This is a genomic window from Nostoc sp. (assembly GCF_036918015.1).
Classification (GTDB): Bacteria; Cyanobacteriota; Cyanobacteriia; order Cyanobacteriales; family Nostocaceae; genus Nostoc.
Genome location: NZ_JBALEO010000031.1, coordinates 68,960 through 87,000 on the forward strand (window position 1 = coordinate 68,960; position 18,041 = coordinate 87,000).

General features: G+C 40.2%; 10 protein-coding genes. 3 read left to right on the forward strand and 7 right to left on the reverse strand.

The window, feature by feature from the left end; genetic code table 11:
- Positions 1-168 precede the first annotated feature (168 nt).
- The gene (locus tag V7K61_RS07265; protein ID WP_335052262.1) at positions 169-1,545 is read left to right on the forward strand and encodes a dihydroorotase; all 1,377 of its coding nucleotides are present in this window, start codon (positions 169-171) and stop codon (positions 1,543-1,545) included.
- A 124-nt stretch (positions 1,546-1,669) separates the two neighbouring features.
- Here the strand turns inward: V7K61_RS07265 and V7K61_RS07270 are convergent, their stop codons facing one another.
- From V7K61_RS07270 to V7K61_RS07285, 4 genes are all read right to left on the reverse strand, one after another.
- Complete coding sequence (locus tag V7K61_RS07270; RefSeq protein WP_335052264.1) at positions 1,670-2,761, reverse strand: hybrid sensor histidine kinase/response regulator; 1,092 nt, start codon at positions 2,759-2,761, stop codon at positions 1,670-1,672.
- Between the two features lie 257 nt (positions 2,762-3,018).
- Positions 3,019-3,753, reverse strand: a complete 735-nt coding sequence (locus tag V7K61_RS07275; protein ID WP_335052266.1) for a response regulator transcription factor — start codon at positions 3,751-3,753, stop codon at positions 3,019-3,021.
- A gap of 164 nt (positions 3,754-3,917) precedes the next feature.
- On the reverse strand, positions 3,918-7,256 hold the full coding sequence (locus tag V7K61_RS07280) for a PAS domain S-box protein (protein WP_335052268.1): 3,339 nt from the start codon (positions 7,254-7,256) through the stop codon (positions 3,918-3,920).
- Positions 7,257-7,559: 303 nt separating this feature from the next.
- Complete coding sequence (locus tag V7K61_RS07285; protein WP_335052270.1) at positions 7,560-7,856, reverse strand: hypothetical protein; 297 nt, start codon at positions 7,854-7,856, stop codon at positions 7,560-7,562.
- Positions 7,857-8,518: 662 nt separating this feature from the next.
- Here V7K61_RS07285 and V7K61_RS07290 point away from each other — a divergent pair.
- Positions 8,519-14,269, forward strand: coding sequence for a PAS domain S-box protein (locus V7K61_RS07290; protein WP_335052272.1), 5,751 nt, complete (start codon positions 8,519-8,521; stop codon positions 14,267-14,269).
- A gap of 12 nt (positions 14,270-14,281) precedes the next feature.
- Positions 14,282-15,361 carry a hybrid sensor histidine kinase/response regulator gene (locus tag V7K61_RS07295; protein WP_335052274.1) on the forward strand — a complete coding sequence of 360 codons (1,080 nt, stop codon included), beginning with the start codon at positions 14,282-14,284 and terminating at the stop codon, positions 15,359-15,361.
- A 123-nt stretch (positions 15,362-15,484) separates the two neighbouring features.
- Here V7K61_RS07295 and V7K61_RS07300 read toward each other — a convergent pair whose 3' ends face one another.
- The 3 genes from V7K61_RS07300 to V7K61_RS07310 all read right to left on the reverse strand — a co-directional run bounded on the left by V7K61_RS07300 (position 15,485) and on the right by V7K61_RS07310 (position 17,894).
- Positions 15,485-16,513 carry a DUF6745 domain-containing protein gene (locus V7K61_RS07300; RefSeq protein WP_335052276.1) on the reverse strand — a complete coding sequence of 343 codons (1,029 nt, stop codon included), beginning with the start codon at positions 16,511-16,513 and terminating at the stop codon, positions 15,485-15,487.
- A 63-nt stretch (positions 16,514-16,576) separates the two neighbouring features.
- The gene (locus V7K61_RS07305) at positions 16,577-17,614 is read right to left on the reverse strand and encodes a DUF6745 domain-containing protein (RefSeq protein ID WP_335052278.1); all 1,038 of its coding nucleotides are present in this window, start codon (positions 17,612-17,614) and stop codon (positions 16,577-16,579) included.
- The gene (locus V7K61_RS07310; RefSeq protein ID WP_335052280.1) at positions 17,601-17,894 is read right to left on the reverse strand and encodes a hypothetical protein; all 294 of its coding nucleotides are present in this window, start codon (positions 17,892-17,894) and stop codon (positions 17,601-17,603) included. Before V7K61_RS07310 ends, V7K61_RS07305 begins: the two co-directional genes overlap by 14 nt.
- Between the last annotated feature and the right edge of the window lie 147 nt (positions 17,895-18,041).

The window sequence follows — 18,041 nt, forward strand, 5'->3', positions numbered from 1 at the left end:
CAAATAACTCATAAGTAACTAGACGTAAATAAATTAAAGTTTGTAGTGAGGACTTTAGTCCTCATAACCCTTGCTTTGAGCGATGAATCGCTCACTACGAACTAGGATTTTACTTTATGTTTAATTATGCCTACCTACTTAACTCCTAACTCATAACTAAAAACTTTTATGACTGAACTGCTGCAAAAAGTACGAGTGATTGACCCTGTTTCTGAAATCGACGAACTCTTTGATGTGCTGATTGCTGATGGTTATATCCGAGAAGTGGCTTCGCACATTTCTGATATCAGTTCTGATACTCAAATCCGAGATTGTCAGGGATTAGTTCTCGGCCCTGGATTAGTTGATTTGTACAGCCACTCTGGTGAACCTGGCTTTGAAGAACGAGAAACCCTTTCGTCTTTCTTACAAGCTGCTGCTGCTGGCGGCTTTACTAGAGTTAGCATTTTACCCGATACATCCCCAGTTATTGATAACCCTGCGCTTGTGGCACAGTTGCAGCAGAAGAGGGCAGAGGGGCAGAGGGGCAGAGGGGCAGAGGGGCAGAGGAGCAGAGGGGCAGAGGGGCAGAGAGGCAGAGGGGCAGAGGGGCAGAGGGGCAGAGGGGCAGAGAAGAGTTTGTCTCCCCTGCACCCCTGCTCCCCTGCACCCCTGCTTCATATCTGGGGTGCGATCACCGTAGATATTGCTGGGAAACAGATGACGGAATTGGCAGATTTAGCCTCTGCTGGAGTTGTTGGTTTTACTGATGGTAAACCTTTAGAAAATTTGGCGCTGGTGCGGCGAGTGTTAGAGTATCTCCAGCCGTTGGGCAAACCAGTCGCATTTTGGCCTAGCGATCGCCAGTTAACAGCAAATGGTGTAATGAGAGAAGGGACAGATGCTCTGCGTTTTGGTTTACCCCCAATCCCCGCCAGTGCTGAAACTACTGCGATCGCAGCTATGCTGGAATTGGTTGCAACCATCGGCACACCAGTCCATATCATGCGCGTCTCTACAGCTCGCAGCGTGGAATTAATTGCTTCAGCTAAGGCGGCTGGTTTACCCATCACCGCCAGCACTACCTGGATGCACCTTTTACTTGATACTAAAGCAGTTAAGAGTTATCACACCAGCTTGCATTTAGACCCGCCTTTAGGAAATCCTCGTGATGTGGCGGCGTTGCGTGCAGGGGTACGTGCCGGTGTGATTGATGCGATCGCTATCGATCACACACCCTACAGCTACGAAGAAAAAGTCCAAGCCTTTGCCGAAGCACCAGCTGGGGCAATTGGTTTAGAGCTAGCATTACCTTTACTGTGGCAATATCTCGTTGAAACTGAGGAATTTACAGCTTTAGAATTATGGCGGGCATTGAGTACCAATCCAGCAGAGTGTTTGGGGCAAAAAGTAAGTGCGATTCTACCTCATCAACCAGCGGAACTTACTTTATTTGATCCCCAGCAAACTTGGAAAGTCGAACGGAAAAGTCTTTATACACTTTCACAGAATACACCTTGGTTAGGACAACAGTTGAAGGGTCATGTTCTGCAAACCTGGTGTTGAAAAAGCGTACTTAAAACTACGGAATATAACTAATCCCCTAAAAGATTAAGATAGATTCCCCTTGTTCGCTGAATTACTATTTTGTAAATTTATATTTTACTGTAGTTATATTTGTCAGCATCCCCTAGCAAGGCAAACTAACACTTACAGTAGTTCCTTGTTCAGGAATGCTAGCAATTGTCAATTCACCACCATATAATTTAACTATATGCTGAACAATAGCCAGCCCTAGACCAGAGCCTTGTTGTTCCCATAACTTTCGATTAAATTGTACAAAAGCTCCAATTGTATTAATCTCTTCAATTGCCATACCTCTGCCATTGTCACTTACATACAAATTAAATTTATTACCTTCCATCTTACTAATAACTTGAATTTCGCTGCTTGGTAAAGAGAATTTAAAAGAATTTTCCAGTAATTCTTCAATCAGAATACTCAAATTTTCTTGTGGTAATTGTACTGTAGATTCTTGGATATCTAGCTTTAAATCTTTTTGTCTAGAGTTTTCTATAGCTTTTTTGAGAGCAACTTCACTAATAATTTTCTTAACAAAACATTTATCTTTTTTTTCTTTAGTTTGACGACTTTCTTCGGGACTTTTAATTATTAATTCTAGATTACTATACAATAAAAACCTTTGAACTAATGCATTCAAGCGATTGGCAGATGTGTAAATTAATTCGGCAATTTCGACTTCTTCAGAGTCAGACATGATGCCACAATTTTCTATTAACAACTGTGACATACCGATAATACCATTTAAAGGCGTATTTAGCTCGTGAGGTAATGAATGAGCAATATTCATTCTGAGTTCGTCTAGCTTGACTTGAGTTTGGCGCTCAACCAAAGCGTGTTTATCAAGACGAGAAGCGATCGCATTTAGTAGTTCTTCAGGAGTAAACGGTTTAGTCAAATAATCATCAGCCCCAAAATTCATTCCCTGACGAAAATCTGAACGCTCTGCTTTAGCAGTAACAAATATTAAAGGAATATTGATAGTTGCTTCATTTTTACGTAAAGCAGACAGCACGCTGTAGCCGTCTAATTCAGGCATCATAATGTCACAGATAATTAAATCTGGTAATTTTGCTTGAGCAATTTCTAATCCAATCTTACCGTTTGCAGCTATCAAAGTTTCAAAATCAGAAAGTTGTAAAATTTCCTGAATGTTTCCCCTGACTTGGGGTTCGTCTTCTATAATTAAAATTGTGTTCATCTATGATTAGTAAAAATAAAAATATCAATTTTATGTTATTGATCTAGCAATTTCCGACTTAGTGAGATACGTTTCTAAAGCTAGTAACCTTGGTAAACAAGATTTGGGTGTAGTTCTGTTGCTTAGGAAACCCTATATCCACACAAAGTTTATCTTGCTAAACCAGAAAAATTAATTGTCAATAATACCTTATAATCAATATTCATGCCCTAAGCATAAACGCTGAAATATTTCAATAGGTTTGTTGCGCAACTATATTATTTGCTATGGTTAAGCAAATTGAAATTTTGCAGAATTTTGGCATTTTCTGGGGTTAGTAATGTTTGTAAATTCTTCATTTCATTCAACAACATCATTTCTCTCGCATACTCTTGTTGTAGGATACTCAAGTAGCGATCGCGCTCAACATCTGATTGAGCTTTTTTAAGCATATAGATTGCCATATTGATATTTGAAAGCGGGTTGGCTAAATCTTGTAAAAGCTTTTGTAAAACCTCGTTGCATATTTCTGCTAGGTGTTGGCTCTCTTGTAGTTTTTCTGAATTTATCTCTATCTCCTGCTTCAACTTGGTATTTTGTTGATGTTCTTGTTCGTATTGTTGTTTGATTAAAGTTGGTTTTTCCACCCGATTTAATCTGACCTTAATTGCCTTCAAAAGTTCTTCCATAGAAAAAGGTTTTGTCAGGTAATCATCAGCTCCTAACTCCATACCTTGGCGTAAGTCACCACGGTCTACTTTTGCAGTCAGAAAAATTACTGGGATAGATTCAGTTATTGGGTCTTGGCGTAAGGCTGTCAGTACACCGTAACCGTCAAGTTCAGGCATCATAACGTCACAACAGATAAGGTCTGGTTGTTCTGTTTTAGCAAGTCGTAATCCTTCTAAACCATTATTTGCAGTAATAGTATTAAAATCGGAGAAACTTAAAATCTGTTGAATATTTGAACAAATTTGGGCTTCATCTTCAATTACTAATATCTTTTTGTTCATTGGCTTCTTCCAATAGTGATTTTTACTAGGCAGTTTTGTGATATCTGATATCTATAGACGCAGTAAATACAGTTATTAGAACTGATTATTCAGCTTAGAAACTTGGAAATTTACTTTAGACTCCAAACAATCTCCCGCAGTCTATTGTTCCCTAAAACTATTTACTAATCACACATTAGATATTTTTCATTCAGGTAGTCACTTATAATTAGTGGCAGTTCTACCCTAAATGTCGTACCGACTCCGACCTGGCTAGTGAAGGTAATTCTTCCTCTATGAAGGTCTATACAGTTGTTAACTATTGCCAAACCTAATCCAGTTCCTGGCGTATTACCAACATTACTAGCTCGGTAGAATGGTTCAAATAATTTCTGTTGATCCTCTGGTAAAATACCAATACCCTGATCTTGAATTAGAAAAACTGCGCTTTCCTCTTGAAATAATAAATCAATTTGAACATTGCTACCATCTGGCGAGTATTTGACAGCATTTGAAAGTAAATTTCTGAATATTTGTCGCAAAAGTTTCTTGTCTATACAAGCCATAAAGTAATCATTTATTGATGAGTTACCCAAATACTGAGGAGAAAAAGCTAGGGTATGTTTGGGAGAACTGAGTTGAATTTCCTCTACCAAAGAACGACAGAAATTAATTAAATTAATACAAGTTGGTTCAAATGCCAATTTTCCAGCTTCAGCCTTATTAATTAGCAAAATATCATCTAATAGTTGAGTAGTGTGTTGAACATAAGTCTCAATGCACTGGAGATGTTTATGTTTTTGTTGTTCATCTAGTTTATGGCTAAAACTTTTTAAGATTCCAGCAGAGGAAGCAATCACAGCTAAAGGAGTTCGGAACTCGTGGGAGGTCATGGAAATGAAACGAGATTTCAACTCACTAAGTTCTTTTTCTTTTACTAAAGCTTTACAAATATTTTCTTCAGCTTGTTTGCGCTCGCGTATATCTTTAACTACACCGATCGCATAAATTGGTTTGCCAATCGGATCTCGAATTAGAGATACCGTTAGATTTATCCAAATTACATTAGCATTTTTATGTAAATAACGCTTCTCGATGGAAAATGTTTCTATTTTTCGTGCTACTAATTGTTGCAACTTATTTAGATGGATTTGTATATCCTCTGGATGTGTAATATCTCTAAAGTTTTTCTTAAGTATTTCTTCTTGGCTATAGCCTAAAATTTCACAAAACTTTTGATTAGCTTTAACAAAATGACCATCTAAAGTTTCTAGTTTAATTCCCACTGCTGCTTGATTAAAAATAGCTCTAAGTTCTGCCTCACTTTGTTGTAAGTCTAAAGTGCGTTGCTTAACCCTGACTTCTAAATCTTGATTGAGTTTTTGTAGAGCTTCTTGCACTCGCTGTCTTTGCAGTTCAGCAGATGCTCTGGCTGCAAATACTTTGAGAATTCCTTCAAATTTATCTTGGTCAGGCATGGGTTTGTCATCTACTATGCATAGTGAGCCAATTGGTTGACCAAAATCATCACTCAAAATAACTCCCATAGAACTTTCAGCTTCCATAGCAGCTAATGTTTTAGCATTAGGAAAGAGTTGCTGAATTCTCGAACTACAGTGGTAAAATCCTTGTTTGAATAAAATTTCACATGGAGTTGATTTGGGGTCATAGCAAATATTGGGTTGTAGCTGCCCATCAGACCAAAATCCTAAAGTGTGAGCTTGCCCATCAATTAACTCACTTACTAAGGTGTTACGGACATTTAAAGTCGAAGAAATATGCTCAACTAATGCTGGGAAAAAGTCACGTCCAGTCGTAGAAGCTGTACTTTCTATCAAACTGTGTAAGGCTATTTCAGCTTGTTTGCGTTTTGTAATATCAATTCCGATGGCAACAGCGGCTGTGTTTTGTTGATATTTTTGAGCGACAAGCAAGTAATTGCATATTTTGCCATTGATTTGGACATCAATAACCTTAGAATCTGCTACATCTTGCCTATCTAAAAATTTATGCATAAATTCTGTAAATTGCGGGCTGTTTCCCATAAAGCCCAATTCTTGACCAACAAAAGCATCGGCAGTCAAGTTAAAACTTTCAGCTAAATGGCGATTAACCCCTAAATAATATCCATCATCATTTACCCAAGAAACAAACCCAGGTACTGCATCTAAAACCGTTTGTAATTGCTCTTTTGCTTGTTGTAGATTTTTTTCTGCTCGTTTGTATTCTGTAATATCCTCGGAAATACACAACAGGTATTCGGGTTGTTGGTCTTTGTCATACAAAGGAATTTTAGTTGTGTGTAAAATTCTTCTGCCAAAACGAGGGCTGTCAATAGGTTCTTCAGAAATATCTTGAGGTACGCCGCTAGTAAAACTTTCTAGGTCTTTTTGACAGAAAAAGTCTGCTTGTTCTTTCGGGAAGAATTCATAATCTGTTTTGCCAATAGCCTGCTCTGCTGTAATACCAAAAATATTTTCACAGGTATGATTCCAGAGCTTGACTGTCCCAAAACTTTCTGGTTTGGCATCTTTAACAAAGACTGCTACAGGCAGATTATTGATCATCGACTGTAAAAAGTTGCGAGTCTGCTGGAGTTCTTCTTGTGCTTTTCGGCTTTCAGTAATATCAATGCCTGTACAGACGATATAATCAACTTGATTATCCCGATTAAGTAAGACCTTATTTGACCAAGAAATTAAGCGGCGCTCGCTATCTTTAGTAACTAAAGAAGTTTCGTAACGTTGAGGAAACTCTCTATCGGCCAAATTTTTAAAAATATCTTTGATACATTTTGTTGTTTCAGGTAACAGCAGCACATCCCAAACAAATCTTCCTTTAACTTCATCAAATGCGTAACCTGTAGCTTGTTCGCAAGTATGATTAAAGCGAACAATTTTTCCCTGACAATCTAGTACTATAACCAGAGCATCTGCTAGATTCAAAACGGTAGAAATAAAATTACGCTCCAATCGCAGCTCTGCCTCGATTTTCTGGCGTTCTACAAGTTTAACTCGTGTATGATTATAAAGTTCGGCTTGTAGAATAGAAACTGCGAGCAGACTGCTAGGAGTCACTAATCCAATTAATTCTCCTTGATCTCCAATAATCGGCAGATGGCAAATCCGATTTTTTCTCAGCAAATGTAACGCGGTAAAAACATCTTGAAAATCTCTTAACTTTAATGTTATTAACTCTCTAGTCATCACTTGGGCAACACTGATACCCTCTACATTTTGACTTTTTGCTGTCAGCTTAATTAAATCTCGTTGCGTAATTATCCCCACTAACTGTGAGTTTTCTAAAACTAAAACACAACTAGTGGCTTGAGATGTGTTGCTAGCTATGTCTTTACCTGAGTTAAGCAAATAATTACTATCTTTGATTGGCAAGCTATCATGATTACCTGATTCTTCATTGATTAGTGTAATCACATCTGGAAGCATAATCTCAGAGCTAACAACAAGCGGATGACGAATGATAGTCTGTTGTAAATTATCAGAGATGAGAGAGTTAATGAACATTATGTATAGATGCCTGAAATAGAATTATCTTTTAGAAAGAGGTAAATAATATTTTTGCTTATAATTAACGAAAAAGCATCAGTGTTTTCTATGATTATTTTTATAGAAGTTTTATATTGTTCTTAAAAATTAATATTTATTTCTAAATCTTTTTTTAGTAAAGTATATTATTCTCTCATGGTTTGAGTTCTGAGTTGTTCCTTTATGTAAAAAAACGGTTTTTAAGGTAGATGCAGCTTAACTGTAATCCAAGTAATTAGAAGTAAGTAAAAAGCAAATTTTGAGCAAATAAAGGACTAAGCTTTAAAACATAGGACTATGTTCATAATCCCAACACTTGTTATCGCGCCAGGTTCTACTACTGGATTGACAGTCAAACTTATTCTCAATCCAGGGAATTGATGTAGGATTAGTATCTGAAGATGAAACGATCGAACTAACTGAAGACAATACATAAGAGGCGATAATAAAGCTAGAGCTTCCTAGAATAATTAAAGCTACTAGTAACAACACAAAATTAACAGAATTCCATTTGTGATTCACAGCCTGTTTAAGGTCTAATTTATGCTGTAACCGACGCTCTATACTTGCTAGTGACATTAGGTTAAAACTCCTTGCGCAATTGGACTTAAGCTTGAAATTTTCAAGACACTGAACTGGATACAAACAAATAATTTTTAGTAATTATTGTTTGTAATAGTTTTATTATTCAGGATTTAAATGAAAATGTAATCGAGGAAAAACAGGATTTTTTTTCTGATTAAATTGAGAGTATTTACTTGAATGGCTATTTGGAATTGCTGAAGAAATACTGAGTCGCAACTCTAGATCATCCGTAGGATAGAGGAGATTTTATAGAAGAAGGGCATAGAACAAGCCAATAAAACCGATGAGGTGAAACTTTAAAACAATCTGGCTAATGATAAAAATCACTGCAAAACAGAGGTTTGAGTGTTACTCTTGCGGCTGTTAATGGATGAAATTTTGAAGTTCGCAAATTTACTGAAGCTCTGAGGAGGTGTTTAGGTAGAATTGCGAATCCCACTCGTTTATAACACTTAGTCCTAAAGCGATTAAAGTGCAAAAATTTTAAGGGATTTGGGCAATACATCGCGCTGAAGGGCAATATAAAAATATCTCAGGTATTTTGCCTGTTCTATATTTTTCTTGTCCAAGCGTGACTCTATTTACATCAAGCTATTCGCACGATGATATCGAGCTATAATTTTTTTGAAACGCGATCGCGTTTGTATTTTTAACTTATGAGTCATCCTTCTTGCCTCACAATCCTGCTGATTGATGATTGCGCTGAAGATCGGGAAGCATATCGTCGCTTTTTGGAGCAAGACAGCCTATATACCTACCGCTTTTTGGAGTTTGAGACGGTAACGCCAGCACTGAAATGGTGTCAACAGGAAATACCAGATATCATTTTGCTGAATTTTTTGTTACTCGATGGCGATGGGCTGAAGTTTATTCAGCAGTTTCGGGAATGCCATAGCAATACCCAAACTGCTGTAATTATGCTGACAGGACAAGGGGATGAAATTACTGCTGTCCGTGCGATGAAAAGTGGTGTGCAAGATTATCTGGTTAAAGATAAACTCACACCTGAAGTTCTTCAAGGTGCAATTCATCATGCCATTGAACGGATGGATTTGACTCGACAGTTAGAACAAAGTTGGGAACAACAACAACTGATTGCTGCGATCGCCTTACGGATTCGTCAGTCTCTCAAATTAGAAGAGATTCTGCCTACTATAGCAACAGAAGTACGGCAGTTTTTGAAAGCAGACCGAGTAGTGGTCTATCAATTTCAGCCGGATATGAGCGGCACAATCAAGGCGGAGTCAGTGCTTCCAGGTTGGACTGTGGCTTTGGGGCAGCAGATTTTGGACACCTGCTTTCAAAAGGCAGCCAGAAATGCCTATCGTCAAGGGAAAAAACGAGCAATTGACGATATTTATCAGGCTGGTTTAACAAATTGTCATTTGCAACTTCTAGAACAATTTGAAGTCAAAGCCAATTTGGTAGTACCTATTTTAGTCAAAGAGGAATTATGGGGATTATTAATTGCTCACCAATGTAGCGCGCCTCGTCATTGGCAATCAGTAGAACTAGATTTGTTGGATCAATTGGCAGTGCAAATAGCGATCGCCATTCAACAGGGAAGTGCATATCAGCAACTACAGGCAGAACTGGCAGAACGCCAACGGACAGAAGCAGCCCTAAAAGATAGCGAAGAGAAACTCAAGCTTACCCTGAATTTTGCTGGTATTGGCTATTGGGAATGGAACCCAATCACCCATCAAATATTCGCTAGTGAGAATGCAATTCGCTATTTGAGTTCCGATCTGAGTGATGCAAACTGGACTTATGAAAAGTGGCTCAATCAAGTACATCCAGAGGATCGAGAATGGGTTGAGCCGGAACTGAGGCAGGCGATCGCCACCCAAACCGATTATGCTGTGGAATACCGAGTTGTCTGGCAAGATGGCAGCATTCATTGGGTATCGGCAAAAGGACGGGGAGTTTACGACGCAACCGGACAACTACTGCGGATGCTGGGCGTGCTGATAGATATCACAGAACGCAAGCTCTCAGAGGAAGAGCGGCGGCGAGTCCAAATGCTGCGAATTGAATTACATCTTCTGGAGCAGATTCTTGAAGTCGGGCTAGCAGGTTACTGGGATTGGGATATTCCGGGCAATCAGGAGTACTTGAGCTTAACCTTCAAGCAGATGTTCGGCTATGAAGATCATGAATTGCCAAATACACCAGAGAGCTGGCAACGCTTGGTTTTTCCAGAGGATTTACCCGGTGTTCTGCAACTTTTTGAGCAACACGCCCAAAGTCGCGGACAAATCCCCTTTTACAATGAGGTGAGATATCGACATAAGGATGGTTCTACTGTTTGGGTAATTTGTTCTGGTCGCGTCATTGCCTGGGATCGAGACGGCAATCCTCTGCGGATAATTGGTTGCCATATTAACATTACAAAGCGCAAACAGGCAGAAGCTCAATTGTTAGCGATCGCTAATTTGCAGCAAGCCATTTTAGATGGTACTGACTATGCGATTATTTTTAATAACTCAAATGGCATCCAAACCTTCAACGCAGCCGCTCAGAAAATGTTGGGCTACACAGCAGATGAAGTTGTTCGGCAAATAAATCCAACTACATTTCACGACCCGGAAGAACTCAACCAACGCGCAGCAGAACTCTCGTTAGAATTGGGTAGGGAAATTGCACCTGGCAGGGAATTTTTTACTATCGTCACTCAAGACGGAAGCACCTATGAAAACGAATGGACTTACATTCGCAAAGATGGCTCTCGGTTCCCTATATTTCTGTCGGTGAAAATTCTTCAGGATCTGGAAGGACAGAATATCGGATTTTTGAGTATTGCCAAAGATATTACCCAGCAAAAACAAATAGAGACAGCCCTTCGAGACAGCGAACTCCGTTATGCACATCTAGCAGAAGCGGCTCCTGTAGCTATTTTCCGGCTGGATGCCGTTGGTAAATGCATCTATGTCAACGATCGCTGGAGTGAGATGACTGGTAGACCAATACAGGCAGGATTGGGGGCGGGGTGGATAGAGGCTTTGCACCCAGAAGACGCCGAGCGTTTGGGGAGGGAATGGTCTCTAAAATTTGAGCAAGGATATGTTAATCCAAAAGAATTTTATCAGAGTGAAGGTAGGCATCTACGCCCAGATGGCAGCATCAACTGGTTCTATGTCCAAGTGCTACCCGAAACTAACGCCAACGACACCATTATCGGCTACATTGGCACACTGACAGATATTAGCGAACGCAAACAAGTAGAAGAACAGCTCCATCACCTCTCCGAACGGCTAACCATAGCCATCAAATCTGGAGGATTTGGTATTTGGGAATATGATTTCGTCCAAGGAAGGCAGATTTGGGACGATCGGATGTACGAACTGTATGGAGTGAGTAAAACTGATTTTAACGGTTCTTTTGATGCTTGGTTAAACTGCTTACATCCGGAAGATCGCCCTTATCTGCTGGAAACTATGGAGCAAGTTATCCAAGGAAATCAAGAATATAATGTCGAGTTCCGCATCGTTCAACCAAGTGGAGAAATTCGTTTCCTCAAAGGCTACGGTATTCTCAAACGTGACCAGCAGGGTGAACTTGTACGGATGATTGGGGTTAACTATGATATTAGCGATCGCAAACAAGCCGAACAAGAACTCATCCACAATCGGGATTTGCGAGAGGCAATTTTTAACGAATCTGCTGATGCCATCTTTCTGGTCGATCCGCAAACGCTGCTGACTCTAGATTGCAATCGGCGGGCAGTGGAAATGTTTGAGGCGGTTGACAAAGCTGAATTAGTCAATATCAATGGGCAAACACTCCAGCTGCGTCTATTCACTGCCAGCGAAACAGATGCGATCGTCAGAAATATGCAGTCAAAAGGTGTATGGAGCCTAGAAATTGAATATGTTACTCTTCAGGGTAAGATTTTCTGGGGCAACATTGCAGCCAAACCCATTACTGTAGCCGGACACACCATGCATCTAGTCCGAATAACTGATATCAGCGAACGGAAAGAGGCACAAGAGGCATTGGCAAAATTTGCCCATGAAGTTGAAGATTTGTACAATAATGCTCCCTGTGGCTACCATTCCCTTGACAGCCAAGGCAGATTGATTAAGGTCAACGAAACTGAACTGCAATGGTTGGGCTATATCCGTGAGGAAATGATTGGCCAACCCCTGGTGAATTTTTTCACTCAAGCCAGTCGCTTGTCGTTCGCGCAAAACTATTCTCACTTCAAAAAGCAGGGTTTAGTGAAGGATTTGGAGTTGGACATAGTTTGTAAAGATGGCACAGTTTTCCCAGTACTGGTAAGCGCTACTGCTGTCAAGGATGCTGAGGGAAACTATCTATACAGCCGCACCACCCTATTTGATATCCGTGAACGCAAACAAACCGCGCAAGAACTGGAAGAATCACGCAAAATGCTGCAAACGGTACTAGATACATTTCCGCAAAGTGTTTTCTGGAAAGACCGCCAATCGCGGTTTATTGGTTGCAATCCAGCATTTATCCGCCATTCTCAACTGACAGCTGATGAGATTATCGGCAAGACCGATTTTGAATTACCTTGGGCAAATTTGGCACACCTCTACTGTGCAGACGATATGATGGTGATGAACACTCGAACACCTAAACTAGGTTATGAAGAGCCATTTGAAGGGTCTAATGGCGAAGAACTCTGGCTACGAACTAATAAAATTCCCCTGACCAATAGCGCAGGAGAGGTGATTGGCGTAGTGGTATCTCACGAAGATATCACAGAACGCAAACAAGCCGAAGCACAATTACGGCAAACGAATGAGCAGCTTGCTAACGCAAATATGGAACTTGCCCGCGCCACTCGCCTCAAAGACGAATTTCTCGCAAACATGAGCCATGAACTGCGAACACCTCTCAATGCGATTTTGGGTATGTCAGAGGGCTTACAAGAAAGTGTATTCGGCTCCATTAATGAAAGACAAGCAAAAGCGATCGCCACTATTGAGCGCAGTGGCAGACATTTACTAGAACTAATCAACGACATTCTAGACTTGTCTAAAATTGAATCTGGCAAACTGGAACTGCAACTAAGTGATATTTCTGTTAAGAGCCTTTGTGATACCAGCCTTGCCTTTGTCAAACAGATGGCTTTGAAAAAAAGTATTCGTCTTAATACTCATATTTCTGACAAGATTGACAGCATCCAAGTAGACGATCGCCGCCTGCGTCAAGTACTGATCAACCTGTTAAGTAACGCTGTCAAGTTTACGCCAGAACGGGGACGTGTAACGCTAGAAGTCCGGCTGGAGGGGGCAGGGGGGCAGGGGAGCAGGGGAGCAGGGGAGCAGGGGAGCAGGGGAGCAGGGGAAGTAAATTCTTCTTTGTCTTCCCCAGATATCTGCTTTCAGATCACTGACACCGGCATCGGTATCGCCCCGGAAGAAATTGGCAAGCTGTTTCAGCCTTTTATCCAACTTGACAGCAGCCTCAATCGCCAATACAGTGGCACCGGTCTAGGTTTGGCACTGGTACAAAAGATTATTAACCTACATGGAGGAACTGTCTTAGTTAGCAGTGAAGTTGGCAAGGGAAGTTGTTTTACCGTCCGCATTCCCTACCATAGCAGCGACAATCTTCTAAGAACGCAGGTAACTACTTCATTACCCAGCTATCCCTTACTTGTTGAAAATGCTCAAGTTTTAATTATCGAAGATTCTGTGGCGGCGGCCGATCAGATTACTCGTTACTTGAGCGAAATGGGAATGCAACCCATCATCTATTCTCAAGGTGAAGGAGCCATAGAAGAAGTGCTGCGAGTTCAACCTGCTTTAATCATTCTCGATTTGCAACTACCGAACCTATCGGGTTGGGAGGTGCTAAATCAACTCAAAACCAACCCAAAAACTAAAGATATTCCAACGATCATCATTTCAGTTGTGGATGAACATAGCAAAGGATTGGCTCAGGGAGCGTTTGAATATCTGGTCAAACCCATTACCCGCGCTCAACTTCAGGTAATTATAGAGAAACTACAACATCCTGCCCGTTCAGACTCGCCAAATCTAATTGTAGTGCCAGAAGTCTTTCTAGAGAATCCTTTGATTTTGCTGGCAGAAGATAATCAACCAAATATTGATACGATGTCCGCCTATCTTGAAAGTCGAGGGTATCATCTCATTTTGGCAAACAATGGACAACAAGCTATCGATCTTGTCAGAGTTCAACGCCCCGACTTAATTGTGATGGACATTCAAATGCCGGAAATGGATGGGTTGGAAGCAATCCGCCACATCCGTAACGATCGCCAATTTGTGCATATTCCCATAATTGCACTAACGGCATTAGCTATGCCCGGCGATCGCGAAACTTGTTTAGCCGCTGGAGCTAACGAATATTTGACCAAACCCATAAAACTTAAACAGCTTGTAACCACAATTCAACAACTTTTAGGAAGGTAGAGGAAATTCTCTATGGATAGTCAACCCTCTATTTTAGCGATCGATGATGAACCCGATAACTTTGATGTTATTGAAACCTTGCTGGATGGTGAAAACTACCAGCTATACTACGCTCCTAGTGGTCAACAAGCTCTAAACCGCCTCGATAGTTTTCAGCCCGATCTGATTTTATTAGATGTGATGATGCCCGATCTTGATGGGATGGAAGTCTGCCGACGCATCAAAGCCGATCCACAATGGCAAGCAGTGCCGATTATTATGGTGACAGCATTAACCGATAAAGAAGATTTGGCTCGATGTCTGGCGACGGGTGCAGATGACTTCATTAGTAAACCCGTTAATGGTGTGGAATTACGAGCCAGAGTTCATTCCATGTTAAGGATTAAGCAGCAGTACGACAGTATGCAAGTATTGCTCAAACTGCGAGAAGACATGGTAAACATGATTGTCCACGATCTGCGAAATCCACTTACCAGCATTGTCTTAGGCGCAGAGATTCTGCGGTTGCCAGATTTGTCACCAAAACAACAGCAAGGCAAAGTCAATCAAATTTTACTTGCTGGACAACAACTACAATCATTGATTGATAGCTTGCTGATCGTGGCAAAGCTGGAATCCGGGAAAATGGTTCTCAACTATACAGAAGTAGACCTTTGTACCCTGTGTATGTCAGCATTGGCAGGTATTGAGGCGATCGCTAATCAAAAGAACCTGACCCTGATACGCGAACTACCCGAACCTGGTGGCATTGTTGCAGTAGATGCAGTTATCTTTCGTCGCGTGCTGGATAATTTGCTCTCCAATGCCATTAAGTTCTCCCCGTCCAAGTCTCAAGTTACCCTACGGGCAGAGTATTTAGCAGCAGGTGGTGTAAAAGTGCAAGTCGCTGATTCTGGTTCTGGAGTAAGTCTGGAGTTACGACAAATCATTTTTGAGAAGTATGAAATTGGAACTCCGATACCAGAAATTTCGCAAATTGGTTTAGGATTGGCTTTCTGCAAAATGGCGATCGACGCACATTCTGGTACAATTAGCGTCGAAGATAATTATCCAAATGGTAGTATCTTCACTGTACTACTCAAAAATGAATAATTAACTTTCAATTTACTGCATTTAAGAAATATAGTATGCCATTTCTGTTAATGTGACATCTAGCATGAATGGATTGTCATTACCTTTTTGAACAATTTCTAAATAGGGAAGTCCTTTAAGTAATTATGTTTGCACACCAAATTCTTCTGGATCAATTCCCCAATTTACCCAGCTAATTGCTTCACGCGCTGAGTTTATATGTGGTGGAACTCGCAAGGCGTGAATAAAGCTTGTGCTAGGGCAAATCATTTTTAATAAATAAATCGGCTCGATATCCAGATTGTTGTCAATTTTTAATAGCGTGTATTCTTGCCAATTATCTAATTCAATAGCTTGTAATTCTTGGCAAATTCTGGCGTAACCAATACCCTGAATTAATACTCTCCGTAGTTCGGCGTTTTCCTCTGATAAAAGCCATTGAGATTGCCATTGTTCAGGGTGGATTTTACCATATTTTTCAGGCAAGGTTACACCGTGGTAGGAGTAGAGGCTATATCCATCAATAAATTCAATAGCGGGTTCGCCTTCTGCGTGAAGGCGATTTTGATTGTCGAAGCGCAGGTGAAGGGGGCGATCGCATATCATACAAATATTATCATCAGCAAAAATACGACCGCAATGCTTGCATATATTTTGTAAAATTTTCCATATTTCTTGATTATAATCGCATTTTAATACATAAATACAAAACTCAAAAAGACTACATTGACGTAGCAAACCGTCTAATCTGACGCTGCCATCTACAAAATACTTTAAGCTATTTCTTTTAAGTTCTCTCTCTAGTAAGACTCCCAACTCAAATTCTATTTGATTAATTCTATCAAGATCAATATTTAATCTTTGATTTAACACATATAAAGTGTCGTAACCTAATTGTTTTTCTAACTGATTGAATAGTAGGTACTCTATATCAGTATAAAGTTTGTCATTACTATATTTTAGTTGAAGATCAATATCGAGGCACAGAGATGCATAAGGACTATCACAGAAAATTATTGTAGGCTCTGCCTCATCAATAATAGTATAAGCAGCTTTTATAGATTCAGCAGCTTTTTCACGATCAATCCGCTCAGTTGAAAGCGCGATCGCTCTCCACTTCTCCCGATAAACTGGAATTAAAGCCTCTTGCTGAGGTGTTAGCGTGTAAATCATTTTTACTAATCAAGAATTTTTCCCTATTTGAACAATTTATAAATGGGTAAGTCCTTTAAGTAATTATGTTTGCACACCAAATTCTTCTGGATCTACGCCCCAATTTACCCAGCTAATTGCTTCACGCGCTGAGTTCATATTTAGTGGAACTCGCAAGGCATGAATAAACCCTGTACTGGGGCAAGTCATTTTTAATAAATAAATCGGCTCAATATCCACATTGTTATCAATTTTTAATAATGTATATTCTTGCCAATTATCTAATTCAATAGCTTGTAGTTCTTGGCAAATTCTAGCGTAACCAATACCCTGAATTAGTACTCGCCGTAGTTCGGCATTTTTCTCTGATAAAAGCCATTCCGCTTGCCATTGTTCGGGGTGGGTTTTACCATATTTTTCAGGTAAGGTTACATCGTGATAGAAGTAAAGGCTAAATCCATGAGCATACTCTATTGCGGGTTCACCTTCAGCGTGAAGGCGGTTTTGATTGTCGAAGCGCAGGTGAAGGGGGCGATCGCATACTATGCAAATATTTTTATAAGGTAAAAACCTACCACAATATTTGAATAAAGATTCAAGTGCTTGCCATATTTCTTGATTGTGAGAAAATCTGAGGACGGAAAAATCAAAGTCATAACAAATAAAGAAGCAACGAATCCATTCTATAGGTTGAATGAAGTCAGGCACTGAGTCCCACTCATCAGGATCACCGCCCATATAATCTGGGATCATGTAAAGACTGAAAGTTTCTTTTTGAAACTCATCCCATTCGCTTCCAAGTTTGCTGCTCAGTTCGCGGCTGAATTGTGTATAAAAATCATGTTGATTCTCAAAGTCTTGCCGCAAATCACATATTTCGTCGATTAGTGTATAGCCAGACGGTATATCTAATTGATTCACATATTTCATTGCCCCATAAAGACTATCTACAAAAATAATTTCAGGATCTTCTTCGCTCATAGCTGCATAGACTAATTTGACCGCTTCCGTCGCTTTTTCACGATCAATTCGCTCAGTTGAAAGCGCGATCGCTCTCCACTTCTCCCGATAAACTGGAATCAAAGCCTCTTGCTCAGGCGTTAACTTTTCAATCAGCGACATAACGCCAACCTTCAGGCTCGTATTCTCGTTGAATTTTCACCATCCACTCACCTTGAGGAATAGAAATAGCTTTATGCTCCTCATGAGCTAGCAATGCCGACTCTGAAAACACACGTAAATAAAGTGTGCTATCTTTCTCGTATAATTCGGCGTTTCCCTCAGTAATGCGATGCTTATGCCCCGTAACTTCGCCTTCTGCCAAAGTTAAGTGAGGTATTTTTTGTCCTTCAACCTGCTGCACAGGTAGTAAGATAACATCACCCTGACGAATTGGTTTCATGCTTTTGCTTTCCTGACATGGGTACAAATCCCACTTCGCTTTTGCTCTCAAGTTTGATTTAATTTTGGCACAAGCTCTATTAAAGTTGGGAATTGGGAATTGGGCATTGGTCAAATCTATAGTTATTCTTCTTTTTCTTCTTTTGCT

What these genes read in the sequence shown, in the direction of transcription:
- V7K61_RS07265 (WP_335052262.1), top strand. Translation starts at nt 169, where the DNA reads ATGACTGAACTGCTGCAAAAAGTACGAGTGATTGACCCTGTTTCTGAA.
- V7K61_RS07270 (WP_335052264.1), bottom strand. Translation starts at nt 2,761, where the DNA reads ATGAACACAATTTTAATTATAGAAGACGAACCCCAAGTCAGGGGAAAC.
- V7K61_RS07275 (WP_335052266.1), bottom strand. Translation starts at nt 3,753, where the DNA reads ATGAACAAAAAGATATTAGTAATTGAAGATGAAGCCCAAATTTGTTCA.
- V7K61_RS07280 (WP_335052268.1), bottom strand. Translation starts at nt 7,256, where the DNA reads ATGTTCATTAACTCTCTCATCTCTGATAATTTACAACAGACTATCATT.
- V7K61_RS07285 (WP_335052270.1), bottom strand. Translation starts at nt 7,856, where the DNA reads ATGTCACTAGCAAGTATAGAGCGTCGGTTACAGCATAAATTAGACCTT.
- V7K61_RS07290 (WP_335052272.1), top strand. Translation starts at nt 8,519, where the DNA reads ATGAGTCATCCTTCTTGCCTCACAATCCTGCTGATTGATGATTGCGCT.
- V7K61_RS07295 (WP_335052274.1), top strand. Translation starts at nt 14,282, where the DNA reads ATGGATAGTCAACCCTCTATTTTAGCGATCGATGATGAACCCGATAAC.
- V7K61_RS07300 (WP_335052276.1), bottom strand. Translation starts at nt 16,513, where the DNA reads ATGATTTACACGCTAACACCTCAGCAAGAGGCTTTAATTCCAGTTTAT.
- V7K61_RS07305 (WP_335052278.1), bottom strand. Translation starts at nt 17,614, where the DNA reads ATGTCGCTGATTGAAAAGTTAACGCCTGAGCAAGAGGCTTTGATTCCA.
- V7K61_RS07310 (WP_335052280.1), bottom strand. Translation starts at nt 17,894, where the DNA reads ATGAAACCAATTCGTCAGGGTGATGTTATCTTACTACCTGTGCAGCAG.